The 13,822-nt window shown below is 38.7% G+C and carries 12 protein-coding genes and 2 riboswitches; of the genes, 8 read left to right on the top strand and 4 right to left on the bottom strand.

The features are described from left to right. Nucleotides 1–3: 3 nt before the first annotated feature. A complete protein-coding gene (gene cobJ, locus A2J09_RS09860) occupies nt 4–1,671 on the bottom strand; it encodes a precorrin-3B C(17)-methyltransferase (RefSeq protein ID WP_012294999.1) in 1,668 nt (555 codons plus the stop codon). A gap of 4 nt (nt 1,672–1,675) precedes the next feature. Next, nucleotides 1,676–2,047, bottom strand: coding sequence for a (2Fe-2S) ferredoxin domain-containing protein (locus A2J09_RS09865; RefSeq protein WP_031417481.1), 372 nt, complete (start codon nt 2,045–2,047; stop codon nt 1,676–1,678). Nucleotides 2,048–2,188: 141 nt separating this feature from the next. After that, a riboswitch (cobalamin riboswitch) is annotated at nt 2,189–2,371 on the bottom strand. A 258-nt stretch (nt 2,372–2,629) separates the two neighbouring features. Next, a riboswitch (cobalamin riboswitch) is annotated at nt 2,630–2,815 on the top strand. Nucleotides 2,816–2,959: 144 nt separating this feature from the next. On the opposite strand from A2J09_RS09865, the gene A2J09_RS09870 reads away from it, so the two are divergent. The 5 genes from A2J09_RS09870 to A2J09_RS09890 all read left to right on the top strand — a co-directional run bounded on the left by A2J09_RS09870 (nt 2,960) and on the right by A2J09_RS09890 (nt 9,280). Then, the gene (locus tag A2J09_RS09870; RefSeq protein ID WP_031417479.1) at nt 2,960–3,706 is read left to right on the top strand and encodes an energy-coupling factor ABC transporter permease; all 747 of its coding nucleotides are present in this window, start codon (nt 2,960–2,962) and stop codon (nt 3,704–3,706) included. A 1-nt stretch (nt 3,707) separates the two neighbouring features. Then, the gene (locus A2J09_RS09875; RefSeq protein WP_008178258.1) at nt 3,708–3,980 is read left to right on the top strand and encodes an energy-coupling factor ABC transporter substrate-binding protein; all 273 of its coding nucleotides are present in this window, start codon (nt 3,708–3,710) and stop codon (nt 3,978–3,980) included. A 2-nt stretch (nt 3,981–3,982) separates the two neighbouring features. After that, nucleotides 3,983–4,759 carry a cobalt ECF transporter T component CbiQ gene (gene cbiQ, locus A2J09_RS09880; RefSeq protein WP_227256879.1) on the top strand — a complete coding sequence of 259 codons (777 nt, stop codon included), beginning with the start codon at nt 3,983–3,985 and terminating at the stop codon, nt 4,757–4,759. Beyond that, nucleotides 4,756–5,604 (top strand): energy-coupling factor ABC transporter ATP-binding protein, encoded by an 849-nt coding sequence (locus tag A2J09_RS09885; RefSeq protein ID WP_012295004.1) that lies wholly within the window; start codon nt 4,756–4,758, stop codon nt 5,602–5,604. The genes cbiQ and A2J09_RS09885 overlap by 4 nt, the downstream gene beginning before the upstream one ends. Before the next feature lie 157 nt (nt 5,605–5,761). After that, nucleotides 5,762–9,280, top strand: coding sequence for a S8 family serine peptidase (locus A2J09_RS09890; protein ID WP_036162045.1), 3,519 nt, complete (start codon nt 5,762–5,764; stop codon nt 9,278–9,280). Between the two features lie 81 nt (nt 9,281–9,361). Here the strand turns inward: A2J09_RS09890 and A2J09_RS09895 are convergent, their stop codons facing one another. Both A2J09_RS09895 and A2J09_RS09900 read right to left on the bottom strand, forming a co-directional pair. Continuing rightward, a complete protein-coding gene (locus A2J09_RS09895) occupies nt 9,362–9,802 on the bottom strand; it encodes a GNAT family N-acetyltransferase (RefSeq protein ID WP_012295006.1) in 441 nt (146 codons plus the stop codon). Nucleotides 9,803–9,915: 113 nt separating this feature from the next. After that, nucleotides 9,916–11,010 carry a glycosyltransferase gene (locus tag A2J09_RS09900; RefSeq protein WP_036162046.1) on the bottom strand — a complete coding sequence of 365 codons (1,095 nt, stop codon included), beginning with the start codon at nt 11,008–11,010 and terminating at the stop codon, nt 9,916–9,918. A gap of 256 nt (nt 11,011–11,266) precedes the next feature. Here A2J09_RS09900 and A2J09_RS09905 point away from each other — a divergent pair, with 256 nt between their 5' ends. Genes A2J09_RS09905 through A2J09_RS09915 form a run of 3 tightly spaced genes read left to right on the top strand, consistent with a single transcriptional unit; the run spans nt 11,267 to nt 13,792 of the window. After that, nucleotides 11,267–11,866, top strand: coding sequence for a glycosyltransferase family 2 protein (locus tag A2J09_RS09905; protein WP_012295008.1), 600 nt, complete (start codon nt 11,267–11,269; stop codon nt 11,864–11,866). Between the two features lie 46 nt (nt 11,867–11,912). Next, nucleotides 11,913–12,941: a polysaccharide biosynthesis protein gene (locus A2J09_RS09910; RefSeq protein ID WP_036162823.1), complete on the top strand. Its 1,029-nt coding sequence runs from the start codon at nt 11,913–11,915 to the stop codon at nt 12,939–12,941. Then, entirely contained in the window at nt 12,938–13,792 is an 855-nt protein-coding gene (locus A2J09_RS09915) for an SDR family oxidoreductase (RefSeq protein ID WP_012295010.1), read from the top strand. The genes A2J09_RS09910 and A2J09_RS09915 overlap by 4 nt, the downstream gene beginning before the upstream one ends. Nucleotides 13,793–13,822 lie beyond the last annotated feature (30 nt).

Consider the following 13,822-nt stretch of genomic DNA (forward strand, 5'->3'; position numbering starts at 1 on the left):
TCACTAGTCGCCGCACGGAGCTGGCTCTATTTTTATTTTGGAAGACATATCTTGATACGTAAAATGCAATATCTTTTTCACACGCTTGAAGTATTTAAATAAGCGTTCGTTTGGATGCGCATTGGCTTTATATTCTTCAATAATAGCTGTAATTAAAGGAATCAATTGTTCAGGCTCCAAGCCTTCTACAACAGGCTGTGCTGCATGAGCCGTACGTCCGACTGGTTTCGCTCCAATAAAGACATCAAATTTACTTTTACGATAGACAATCCCAATATCGTCAAATACTGCTCGATAACAAGCCATCCCACAGCCATTAAAGCCAATATTTAATGTTTTCGGTAAAGACAGACCACCAAGCTTTTCTTGAATTTCCTCCGCATATGGTATGGAATCTGCTTTTTCACCGTAGCAAAAATCGCAAGCCTTCAACGACAATACATCACCAATTGGTGCTAATAAAAAGCCTACTTGCTGTAATTTTTCAGTGATGCGTTCAGGCGTAGTTGTAGGTATTTTTAAATGGATTTGATGATCTGGTGTGTATTCCATCGATCCATCTTCGCCTACGACCTCTGCTAACGTCATCATTTGCTGTGGTGTAAAAAATTTATTGGCCACTCCAGGGCTCACTGCTAATTCAAAAATGGATTCTATTTTTTGTTGTACAAGCTTTGGAGTAACCTTGATAGCATTTGTTCCCTTTACCATTGCAAGTGCCGCTGTAGCCATTTCAAGTGCCGTTTTTTTCGGCTTTGGCATAACGGCTACACTGGGTTTATTCATTCGCCCTGCATTGGGGTCTGCCGCAAAGTCATTGCGTGCTGTTCCTGTCTCTTGATTCATCGCCCATGGCTCATTTTCTTCCCGTAAACGTTGATGTGGACGTAATGGCTGCTTTTCCTCGCCAAGTGTATATTTACGTTGGTAGCCACGTGGCGTAATCATTTTATTATCATAGAAAAACGTAGATGAGTTTCCGATAATGACGGTTGTCAGCATACCGATATCATGTTCCAACATGTCTGCCAATGTGGTCATCGTCACTTCTTGACGCTCTCGATAGGCACTTTTCACAAGCCCTACTGGAGTGTCAGGTGAACGATATTCTAAAAGAATTCGCTGTGCTTCGACAATTTGTCTTGTACGGCGACCGCTTTTAGGATTGTATAGAGCAATGACAAAATCGGCCATTGCTGCAGCTTCCACACGCTTCGCAATTAAATTCCACGGAGTGAGGTGGTCACTTAAACTAATGGTACAAGCATCATGCATAATCGGTGCACCAAGTAAACTAGCACATGAATTGATAGCTGAAATACCCGGGACAATCTCGACTTCAATACCAGTTGCCTCTGTCCAGCCTAGCTCAATTAAAACTTCATACACTAATCCCGCCATACCATAAACGCCCGCATCTCCACTCGAAATGACCGAAACTATACTTCCTGCCTCTGCTTGACGAACTGCCTCCTGAGCACGGGACACTTCTTCTGTCATGCCTGTACTGACAATAGATTTTGCACTCACTAAATCTTGAATCAGCTCAACATAGGTTTTATAGCCTATGATCATATCACTTTGTTGTAAAGCCTCTACTGCACGTGTCGTAATATGCTTAAAGTCTCCAGGTCCAAAGCCTACTACGAAAATTTTCCCTTTTTGCGCCATGTTTTTACCCCTCTTTCACCTTTTCAATCCCTTTAATGGCTGTCGTTTGCGCTGTTCGCTGCAATGTCCCTTCCCGAAGTGTATAAACATGATCGTTATGTAAGGATTCATGATGCAAATCCTGTACAAGTGTTCTAGCATGCTCCGTTGATGGTACACGGTACCAATTCCCCTGGGGGTAAGCAATAACCACACAAGCATCCTTACATCGTCCATTACAGCGTGTTCTTGTCGTATGTATTTCTTTATCTAGTGCGTTTCGCTGTATTTCGTCCCGTATAGCTTGGGTAATTTCTTCTCCATCCTTGTTCATACAGCTACTGCCATTGCAAATAAAGAGATGTGTTTTCATCCCCTCTAAATTCCACGTTGTCATTTTATGTCTCCCCTCTTTTGCTTTTGGAAAAAGAAAAACCTTTACTCTCCCGAAGAGTAAAGGTTTGTAGAAGCCAAATAAAAACGAATAGACTGAAAGACAGATCCTCGCTTTTGCTTCAACTTCTCCCTCCGAAAAGTTTGCATGCACAATCTGATAAGCAGGTTTCCTGACTTAAGCTTCATTTTACTGTCGCACCTTCCCTAGTTTGCACAGGTGGCATTGCGATTTCATCAGCTATTACAGTAGCGGGGGCTGTATTGGACTTTCACCAATTTCCCTATTATCTCGAGTTTTTCGAGCACTTATCGACGTTTTATATGAAATTTTTAATTGTATATTTAATAGAAAACTGTCTTAATCATATCTTATTATTTTAAAATTTCAATATTTCTTTAAAAATTCATGACAAATTTATCAATTTTATCAGAGAGTTTTTGGTTATTTAAAATTGGGATTGTTCCCTTTTATTCTCAAAATCCTTAGTAATCAGAATTTTCGACATTGATAGTCTATTTCAAAATTTTTATAAAAAAGTATAGCATATTTATGGAAATTCGTGGTACACTTTGTCGTGAAATCTCACAACTTACTATTTTTGGTGTAAAATGCTCGTCATTTTACTTAAAAGGGAAGCCGGTTCAAGTCCGGCGCGGTCCCGCCACTGTAATAGGGAGCTTTATAGAAAATGTCACTGTCCAATGGATGGGAAGACCTATAAAGTGTTGAACTAGAGCCAGGAGACCTGCCGAAAATATGTGATCGTTTCATCCTACGAGGATAGGTGTGCGGCTTAGCAGATGAGAATGTTATTTGCTTTTTTAGCTATGCACTTTTCCAACAACGGAAAAGTGCTTTTTTTATTACGCACGCTACATTCTAAAAATCTATTTATAGTTTGGAGGAAGAAAATTGAAGCTGTCTTGGTGGAAACTTAGTTATTTTGTATTGGCTTTTTTAATGGTGCCAAAACGTGCCTTCGCCATGCATATCATGGAAGGTTTTTTACCAATCGAATGGGCTATTTTTTGGTGGGTAATCTCCGTCCCATTTATTATTTTAGGATTGCGCTCTATTCGTAAAACAATCGAAGAAAACCCAGAAACAAAAATGATTCTGGGACTGTCTGGTGCATTTGCCTTTGTTCTATCAGCCTTAAAAATCCCTTCAGTTACAGGGAGCTGTTCACATCCAACAGGGGTAGGTCTCGGAACAGTCTTATTTGGACCGTTAGCGATGAGTGTCATCGGGACAATTGTTTTATTATTTCAATCTTTACTTTTAGCACATGGTGGAATCACAACCTTAGGGGCTAATGCATTTTCGATGGCTATCGTAGGTCCGTTTATCGTCTACTTTGTATTTAAAGGGGCGCAAAAAATGGGGTTATCGTTTTCATTAGCTATTTTCTTTGCGGCTATGCTTGGGGATTTAGGTACATATGTGGTGACTTCTATTCAATTAGCACTTGCTTTCCCATCTGAAGTCGGTGGCTTTATGGCTTCATTTACAAAGTTCGCAAGTATTTTTGCCTTAACACAAATCCCGTTAGCTGTGAGTGAAGGGATATTAACAGTTATTGTCATGAACTTCTTGAAAAAATATAATATTAGCGAATTAAAGTCTTTACGTGTTTTCTCTACAAAGGAGGCGCACTAATATGAAACGAAATTTATTACTATTAGCGATTGTAGTGCTATTGGCCATTATCCCGCTCTTCGTCCAAAAGGGAGCAGAATTTGGCGGAGCTGATGGTGAAGCCGAAGCTGCCATTGGAGAGATTAATGCAGAGTATGAGCCATGGTTTGATAGTTTATGGGAACCGCCCAGTGGTGAAATTGAAAGCTTATTATTCGTGCTACAAGCAGCTATTGGTGCTGGTTTTATCGGCTACTTTATCGGCTATATGCGTGGCAAACATAAAGAAGGTTAAGAATGATGTTACTCATTGATAAGTATGCGTATCTCAATAAGCTAGCGTACGTTCATCCTCTAGAAAAAATGATATTTTCATTAGGACTACTTTTATTCACGCTTATTATGAGAGAGGAACGACTTTCACTCATTACATTTTTTGTAATGAGTGCTTTTATCATTTGGGGTGCGAAAATCCCACTAAAATACTATGCGAAGCTATTATTACTACCAGGATTTTTCTTATTCACAAGTCTCATCTCCATCCTAATTTCGATAGCGCCAGCAACGCATGTATTACCAGCCCATATGGGATCATTTACGTATATGAGCTGGACAATTTTTATTGGGAGAGCCAGTATCGCTACCGCACAGCAGCTATTCTTTATCGTACTCGGCAGTATAAGCTGCTTATATTTTTTAATTTTAACAACATCTGTACAAGAGATTTGTTATGTGCTTCGCCAATGGAGGCTCCCTCCTTTATTAGTTGAGTTAGTAGAACTCACCTATCGTTTTATTTTTATTTTTTTCGAAAGCATGCAAAAAATTCATTTAGCCCAGCAAGCCCGCCTTGGCCATCATTCACCCATGCAATGGTTACGTTCGATGTCTATGCTGATTACAGCGTTGTTTATTGAAATGTTTCAGCGTAGTCGAGAGCTTAACAATGCCATGCAGGCACGTGGCGGTGAAACGGTTTATTGGCACGAAACGGCCGTCTATAATAAAAAAAACTGGCTCGGCATGATGGCTATTTTTTTATTCCTTATCGTATATGGAGGATACTTCTCATGACAGCATATTATTTTCAACTGACTAATTTGTCTTATGCCTATGCAGATGGAACAAAGGCTTTGACAGATATTTCACTAGACATTCCAAAAGGGAAAAAAATCGCTATACTCGGTCATAATGGAGCAGGAAAATCCACTTTATTTCAACATCTTAATGGCATTTTGAAACCGACAGCCGGAACCATTTCATTTAATGGGAACGAACTTCAATATAGTAGAAAAGCATTAAAAGCACTTCGCCAACAGGTGGGAATTGTCTTTCAAGATGCTGATAATCAGCTTTTTTCAGGAACCGTTAAGCAAGATATAGCCTATGGTCCATTGAATTTAGGTTGGTCTACGGAAAAAATTGAAGAAAAAATAGCCTGGGCTGTGGCACAAACTGAAGTAACAGAGCTACTTGATAAACCGATTCACTTCTTAAGTGTAGGACAGAAAAAACGTGTGGCAATGGCAGGTGTATTAGCGATGGAACCGGCTGTCCTTTTATTAGATGAACCAACGGCTGGTCTTGATAGCTATTATGCTTCTCAGGTTTTTCAGTACTTAGCCAAATTAGAAGACTGTGAACGAACGATTATCGCTGCTACTCACGACATTTCCCTTGCCTATGAATGGGCGGATCACATCATCGTCATGGAGGCAGGAAACATTATTTATCATGGTGATCCTATCGCCCTGTTCTATGAAGAAGAATTGCTAAAACGGGCACATCTTGAACGACCATGGGTCTTTGAAATGACCATGGCTCTACAAAAAAAGAAATTATGGCAAGAAAATATTTCAGTTCCTCGCTCTAAGCATGACTTATTACAATTGATCGAACAGCTACCCGTTCAGGTTTAATAAGCATTATTAATAATAAAATAACGGACAGCTCATCCCTTTACTGTTCGATTTTTCAAATTGCGAAGAAAAATTTTCCTCATTTACGAAACTTTTCTATCGCTTATCCGTATTAGTATAGTCGAGACCTATTATAGAACATCAAGGAGAGATACAATTGAAAAGTTGGTTTAAAAAATCAGTCGCTGTCGCAGCATCCGCTGCGCTAATGGTTCCTGTGGCCTCAGCTTTTGCAGAGGAGGCACCACATCAAACAGCGAAGAACGTATTAGCAAGCAATTCACAACATGCAGGTAAGAATCTTAAAACTGAAGACAAATGGATGAGTAAAGATACGATTATTATCAAGCATTCCGGCCTTGATAAAAGCGTACATAAAAAAATTGGCTCCAAGGTCATCCGCTCTATACCTTCATTAGGCTATGATGTGATTCAACTTAACAAAGGTGTATCCATTGAAAAAGCCGTCTCTTACTATTTAAAGCAGCAAGGGATTACAAGTGTATCCCCTAGTTATGTCTATCATTCTTTCAACAAAGAGGCTGACCCAAAGATAAAAGATATGTATCATCTAAGCCTTTTGCAAATGGATCAGGCATTAGCATTAGCTGGGGAAAATGACGTAACAGTAGCTGTCATCGATTCGGGTGTTGATTTTAAACATCCCGACCTAAAATCTCAAGTACTCACACCTTATAATGCAGCTGCTCCGGCAAATACATCTTATCCAGGTGACCATGGGACACATGTTGCTGGGATTATTGCCGCAGCCAAAGACAATGGTATTGGTGGACATGGAATTAATCCACAAGCGAAGCTACTACCTATTGATGTCTTTAACGGAAAAGAAGGAGCAAATGATTTTATCATTGCACAAGGTATTCTGTACGCCATTGAGCAAGGTGTGGACGTCATTAATATGAGTCTTGGAGGCTATGGTGAATCCCCACTTATGCAGGATGCTGTTCAAAAAGCTATTGATAGTGGAATTACGATTGTTGCAGCCGCTGGAAATGAGTCGACGGATGACTATTCCTTCCCTGCTTCCTATGAAGGCGTTATAAGTGTTGGTTCCACGAATGATCGAAATAAACTATCCAGCTATTCCAATTACGGTCCTTCTGTTGATGTCGTGGCTCCTGGCGAAGACATCTACAGTACCGTACACGATGAGAAAAAAGGATCATCTTTTGTCAAGTTTAGTGGTACTTCCATGGCATCTCCTGTAGTGGCAGGCATCGTCTCCCTACTTAAATCAAAGCATCCGAATTTAAAGCCACATGAGATTGAAGCAATTCTTGAAATGACAGCACAAGATTTAGGTAAAAAAGGTTATGACCTTACTTATGGTCATGGGCTTGTCGATCCTGTGAAAGCCTTACAGTTCGATTTAAATAAATTACCTAAACATTATTCTGAATCCAAAGAAGAGCGTATCAAAAATGCCAAAGTTCTTGCCAAAAATACATTAAATATCGAACAAGGTGTTTTCGAGCAGCAAGATGAAAAAAAATGGTATAAGGTTGATTTAGAGGCAAATGAATATGCACAGCTAACTTTAAAAGGTGCTGAACAATACGACTATGCCTTTGATTTATACTTCTACCCTACTAACAAGCAGGGTGAAGTAGAGCCAATTAAAGTTAATGATGTTCGTGTAGGAAAAAAAGAAGGTCACCTCTTTAAAGCAGACCAAAAAGGAACATTGTTAATTGGTGTGAAAGATCATAATGGTAGTTATAGCTTAAAAGGCAAATCTACTTATATCTTTACAGCACAAACTACGAAAAACTCAGATTTACCAATCGATGCATTAAATAAGTCTTCAATGGAGTCTATTAAAAAGTTCCCATACAATACGGCAGGAAAAAACTATACCCTACTGTCTAAAGATCAACAAAAGGATCAAGATTATTTTACGTTTTCTGTAAAAAAACCGACAACATTGAAGTTTGATCTATCTGGTATACCAGGTGTTACTGCCTCTATGGATTTATACTTAAAAGAGGATTTCAATCTGATTCCACCAGAAGAGGTAAAGCAAGCTAAAAAAGAGGAAAGCGAAGAAGAAGAAGCCTTCCCAATTCAAAGCTCCTACGGTGCAGCTAAAGGTGAAGCAGTGAGCATGATCATCGATGCTGTACCCGATCAAGAGTACATTTTAAGTGTATCTAATGAGAGTAATAGCGAGTTTTCAATGGAGATGTTTTTCAGTGGTGGCATTGAAAAAGAGGAAACAGTCAGTGAGTCAATGATCCCATACACATTAAAAGGTGAGGTTGTTACGCTCCCACCAGATGAGGATGGACTACCATTAGAGGATGCCATGTATGACGAAAATGTCTCGGTCGACCAGTTACCAATAACACCAAGTACAACAAAAAAACGGAATGAAATTGAAGGCATGATGAATATGCTCATGAATTCCTTTACGACGGACAATTTAGAAAATGTTGATCCGATTATTAAGCAAGCTATTCGCTTCAACATTGGTGAGGATCAAAAAGCTTATTTCCAAACAGAATATGATGAGGACTACTTCTTATTTAAAACAAAAGAAGACGCTCTTTATAGCTTTAGCTTTAACAAAGATGCAAGCCAAATGCCTGCCGGTACTGTGTTTGAATATGATGAAAAAGCCAAGGAACTAATTCCTGTGTCGTCCTTAACCAATGACCTAGGCTTACTTTCGTTACTTCTTGGCTCTGCCGGTAATGAAAACGATGCAAAAGTAATGGCATTGAAGAAGGATAAAACCTATGTAGTAGCTGTTGTAAATGCTGGTGAACGTTCAACTGAGCCTTATACGTTGAAAACAAGTAAAATAGGTGATATTCCGAAAGATTATAATCCAGAGAATTATGAAGAAGCAAAGGCGTTAAAAATTCAACCTGGCACAACTTATAAGGATCATCTAATTTATCAAGACGATGAGGATTACTATTATTATAAGCAAGAGGGCAATGATGAAATTATGAGTTTATTGCTTTCCTCTGTTCCATTTACCAATGAACAATTAAATCAACTGCCAAAAGAGCTACAAAAGGACTTAAAATTTGCAGGTTCGATTATTGAGGATACAAACGGCAATATGAAAATTGATCCGAAGGAAATGGAAACAGCCATTCCATTTGGACTGAGCGATAATATTCTTGAGATACTCCTTGGCATGGTAGGAACGACAGACGTAAATACATCCTTTAAGGCTAAAAAGGATCGAGGTTACTTTATTCAAGTCAATAGCACGGGTCTTGGCCAAATGTCCATTCAGCCCTATACATTAACTTTGTTCGACCATAAACGAGCAGACGAAGATGCAGATTCCAAATTAGTGAATGGTGTACCAAGTAAAACGTCTGCCCTAACGAAAGAAGACGACAAATGGGTTGCCACACAATATTTAAATGCGGGTATTCCATTTGGAGATAAGGATTACTTTGAATTTAACAACGTCCAAAAACGTAATATCTTCTTCTCACTTCAAACAGAAAAAGCACTGGATGGTGTGATTCGAGTGATAGATGCCAACGGAAAAACAGTTAAAACTTTGGATCTTTACGGAGCTGGAGATGCTGAGGTAGGTACTGTGGAGCTGGACGCAGGCAAATACTATATTGAAGTTAGTGAATATTATGGCCAAGCAAGTACACAGCCATATACGTTAGAAATTAAATAATATCAATAAACTCCCCTAGATAACGAAATATCTAGGGGAGTTTTGTACAAAAAGCATATTCATCCTAAAATAAAATGCTGATTACATAAAATATTTGACATAATTACAGTATTCATCTTGCTTCATATGAAGCCTTTCATACAGCTTACGCGCATTCACATTATCAGCTGCTGTTTGCAGTGTCACATAGCGCGCATTCTGTTGCTCACAATAGTGAAAAACCTTTTCCATCAATGCCTTGCCCACCCCTAGGCCTCTAGCATCTTCCGTGACATAAATATCATTCAAAATATAGGCTCGCTGTAAAGCTATAGAAGAAAACGTTGGATATAATTGTGTAAATCCAACCATCTTGCCGTCTACTAACGCCATAAAAATGACTGACTCTTTGAGGGCCAATCGTAATTGTAAAAATGCTTTTGCGCTACTTTCGTCCGATTCTATACCATAAAACTGACGATATTCATCAAATAGCTTCGTTAACTCTTCTAGTTCGTTCATCGATGCTTGTAGTATTTCCATTCTTGTCTCCCCTTGTGTCTTCCCCTGATTGTTTCTAACATTATAAATCTAGTTTTATTATATAGGAAAAAATGGCACAAAGAAAAGAATACTCCTCTTCATCGAGAGAAGTTCTACTTAATTTCATTTAAATATGCTGCGACATCTTTCACGATATGCTGCCAGTTCAAATCCCTCCGCGCATCGGCTTGTAGCTGTAGACAAGTATTTGCCAACATTTCTTCCTGCTGAGTGACTTGCTGTAACGTCCGAGCTATACTTTCCCAATCATGTGTTGGATGAATACAGCCAAAACGTTGTTGCTGGGTAATATCTGCAGCCCCATCCACATCAGTTGTCACAATATAACAACCGTTTTTAGCCGCCTCTGCAAAAACATGTGCAAAGCATTCAACTGTGGATGTTAAGCAAAAGATTTTTGCCTTGCGATACTCCTCCTCTAGCTGCATCTTGTCTGAGATTGGCCCTACCATTGTGACTTGCGCAGGATAAGGATGACTGTCCAGTAATTGTTTTATTTCCTGCTGAAACGATTCAGACATAGGTCCTACCAAACGAAGCTCCCAGTCTGTCAGCTGTGCTGCTAGAAAGGCTTTTATTGTAAAAGTGGTCTGCTTCTCTGGTGCATCTAATCGGCCCACTGATAGAATTCTATTTTCTTTCTCATGAAATTGCACGGGCTCTGTGTGAAAATACTCATAAAAGCCATTTGGGATATGTTGAACATCTAATTGTGAAAACTCTCGAATGTCAGTTTGAATCGATACACATTCGGAGGTCAGAAGATCACAAAGCTGTAGCAATTCTAGAAAGTATGGATAGGTTTTTAATCGACTTAACCAAAATCGATTAACATCTAACTTCATATAAACTTTGCCATTAGGATTAAACTGCTTATACGTTTGAAGAATGGAAAGATAGGATGGGTAAGGTCCTATAGCAAAAACTAGATCAATGTCCTTGGCATGCTTGACTAAATAAGCATTCATATTGGCAACATAATCAATCCCTATTGGAATTCGCTCGAATTTAACAGTCGGAAAAGATTGTTGCAGCAGCGCTTCATTCATCTCTGCCGTCACTATACTAACTTCATAGCCTAAATACTCCCCTAGTAAAATAGGCACTAAACATAGATCTTTGAAGATGTGTGCATCGGAAAGTTTAGCTGATTCCACGCTACAAATAAATGCGATTCTTTTTGTCATTGAATCCCTCTTTCTTAAAAAGCGCTCTTTCCTAGTTTATGCCCATACCTGTCAAACGTGTATAACTTAGTAAAATGTCACCCCCTTCTCCATAGTTCTCTAGCAAAAATAAATGTAATCCATAAAATTACTCTCTTAAAAAACTTATGTTAACAAGCAATTGCCTACAATAGACCTCTATCCCCGCATATTGTAATAAAGAATCTGTTCAGTGAACCTGACAAACTAAACTACCTAATCAGGATGGAGGGATAAAATGAAAATAAGCTTTTTATCACCTGCGTTTAATAGTGAAGAATGGATCTTAACAATGCTTGACAGTATTCCTAAAGAATATGCCTATGAAATTATCGTTGTAGATGACGGCTCCACAGACAATACGTTAGCCATTTTACAGGACTATCAAAAAGTCTGCCCAGCTTTAAAAATTATCGTTCATCCAACGAATCTAGGTGCAAGTGTTGCCTATAACCGATGCATTGCTGAAGCAACAGGTGATTATATTGCCATCATCGATAGTGATGACCATTATTTGCCTGCCATCCGCAATGTATTAGCACAGGTGGATGGTGAATTTGATATTTACTACTACAACATGATTATTAAGAATGGCTATGCGTTTATTAAAGATGAATCAAATCGTTACTCATTGCCAGGACAATTTAAAATTATTCGAAGAAGCTTCATCGGGGATGCGAAGTTTACGATACGTAAGGATATTGCAGGAGATTGGGATTTTAATTGTGCGCTTATGGACAAAAATCCAACCAGCAAGTATACCCATGAATACGCTTATTGGTACAACTATCCACGAGAAAACTCAGAATGTGATTTGCATGAAAGAGGATTGAAATAATATCATGAACGGACGTAAGCATGTGGGAGGTGTCACAAACCATACAATGTTTAAAGATAAAACTTTACTGATTACTGGAGGAACAGGGTCTTTTGGTAATGCGGTATTAAATCGATTTTTAAATACGGATATTAAGGAAATACGCATTTTTTCAAGGGATGAGAAAAAGCAAGATGATATGCGAAAGCTTTATCAGAATTCTAAAATTAAATTCTATATCGGGGATGTACGTGATTTACAAAGCCTCCACCCTGCTATGTATAACGTAGATTATGTGTTTCATGCTGCTGCGCTTAAGCAAGTGCCCTCTTGTGAATTCTTCCCTTTAGAGGCAGTGAAAACAAATATTATAGGAACAGACAATGTTTTAACTGCGGCTATTCAAGCTGGCGTTAAAAAAATTATTTGTCTATCAACAGATAAGGCAGCATACCCTGTCAATGCAATGGGGATATCCAAGGCGATGATGGAGAAAACATTTATTGCTAAATCGCGGATGGTCGACCCTAAGCAAACATTGATTTGCGGCACTCGATACGGTAATGTGATGGCTTCAAGAGGTTCGGTCATTCCACTTTTCATCGAACAAATAAAAGCCGGCAAACCTTTAACCATTACCGATCCTCACATGACTCGTTTTATGATGAGCCTTGAGGAAGCAGTCGAATTAGTATTATATGCCTTCTTACATGCCCAAAATGGCGATATTATGGTGCAAAAATCACCCGCTGCTACGATCGAGAATTTAGCACAAGCTCTCCTTGAAATTTTCCAAGTGAACAATGCCATTCACATTATCGGCACAAGGCATGGGGAGAAACGATATGAGGTATTATGTACTAAGGAAGAAGCAGCAAAGGCCATAGATTTAGGTCATTTTTATCGAATTCCAGCAGATAATCGGGATTTGAATTATGGAAAATACCTGGATGAAGGCTCTCCTAAGATTACGTTATCGGATGAATATAATTCCAATAATACACAAATGTTAAACGTGGTGGCCATTAAAGAAAAGTTACTAACCTTATCTCTAATTCAGGAAGAGCTGCTCCATTGGACTGGAGGAACACCATGAAATTTTTAGTGCTAGGTGCTTCTGGTATGGCTGGTCATACCATTTCCATCTATTTGCGAGAGCAAGGACATGATGTGACCACGTATACGAGAACTGCTTTCCCATTTGGACAGAATATTACTGGTGATATTACGGACCTAAACTTTTTATGTTCACTTCTTCAAGACCATCATTATGATATCGTCGTTAATTGTATCGGTATATTAAATAAAGCCTGTGAGGAAAATCCTGAAAAGAGTATTTTCTTAAATAGCTATTTACCACATGCGATCGTATCTCTCCTTGAAAACCGCCAGACGAAGCTTATTCATATGAGTACAGATTGTGTATTTTCAGGAGAAAACGCACCCTATTATGAAAAAAGTGTACAGGACGGAACTACATTTTATGACCGCACAAAGGGTTTAGGCGAAATTAATCATAAGAAGCATTTAACTTTCCGTAATTCAATTATTGGTCCTGATTTGAAGAAGGATGGAATTGGGCTTTTCAATTGGTTTATGCATCAAAAAGGCCCTATTAACGGCTATACTGGTGCTATTTGGACCGGGGTTACAACGCTCACCTTAGCAAAAGCCATCGAGCAAGCGGCCCAAGAAGGAATATCTGGACTCTATCATCTTGTAAATACATTACCTATATCTAAATACGATCTTCTTCAGTTATTGAATAAGCACTTTATGGACCATACAATAAAAATTACTCCTCATCCGCTTGTTAATGTTAATAAAACATTAATAAATACTAGAAATGATTTTTCCTTTACAGTCCCTAGCTACGAAGAAATGATCATCGACATGAAAGAATGGATATTGCAGCACAAGGATTTATATCCTCACTATATTTCTTAAAAACTTCAACTCTATTATGAGTATCGTTAT

The sequence above is a fragment of the Lysinibacillus sphaericus genome (assembly GCF_001629735.1).
GTDB lineage: Bacteria > Bacillota > Bacilli > Bacillales_A > Planococcaceae > Lysinibacillus > Lysinibacillus pinottii.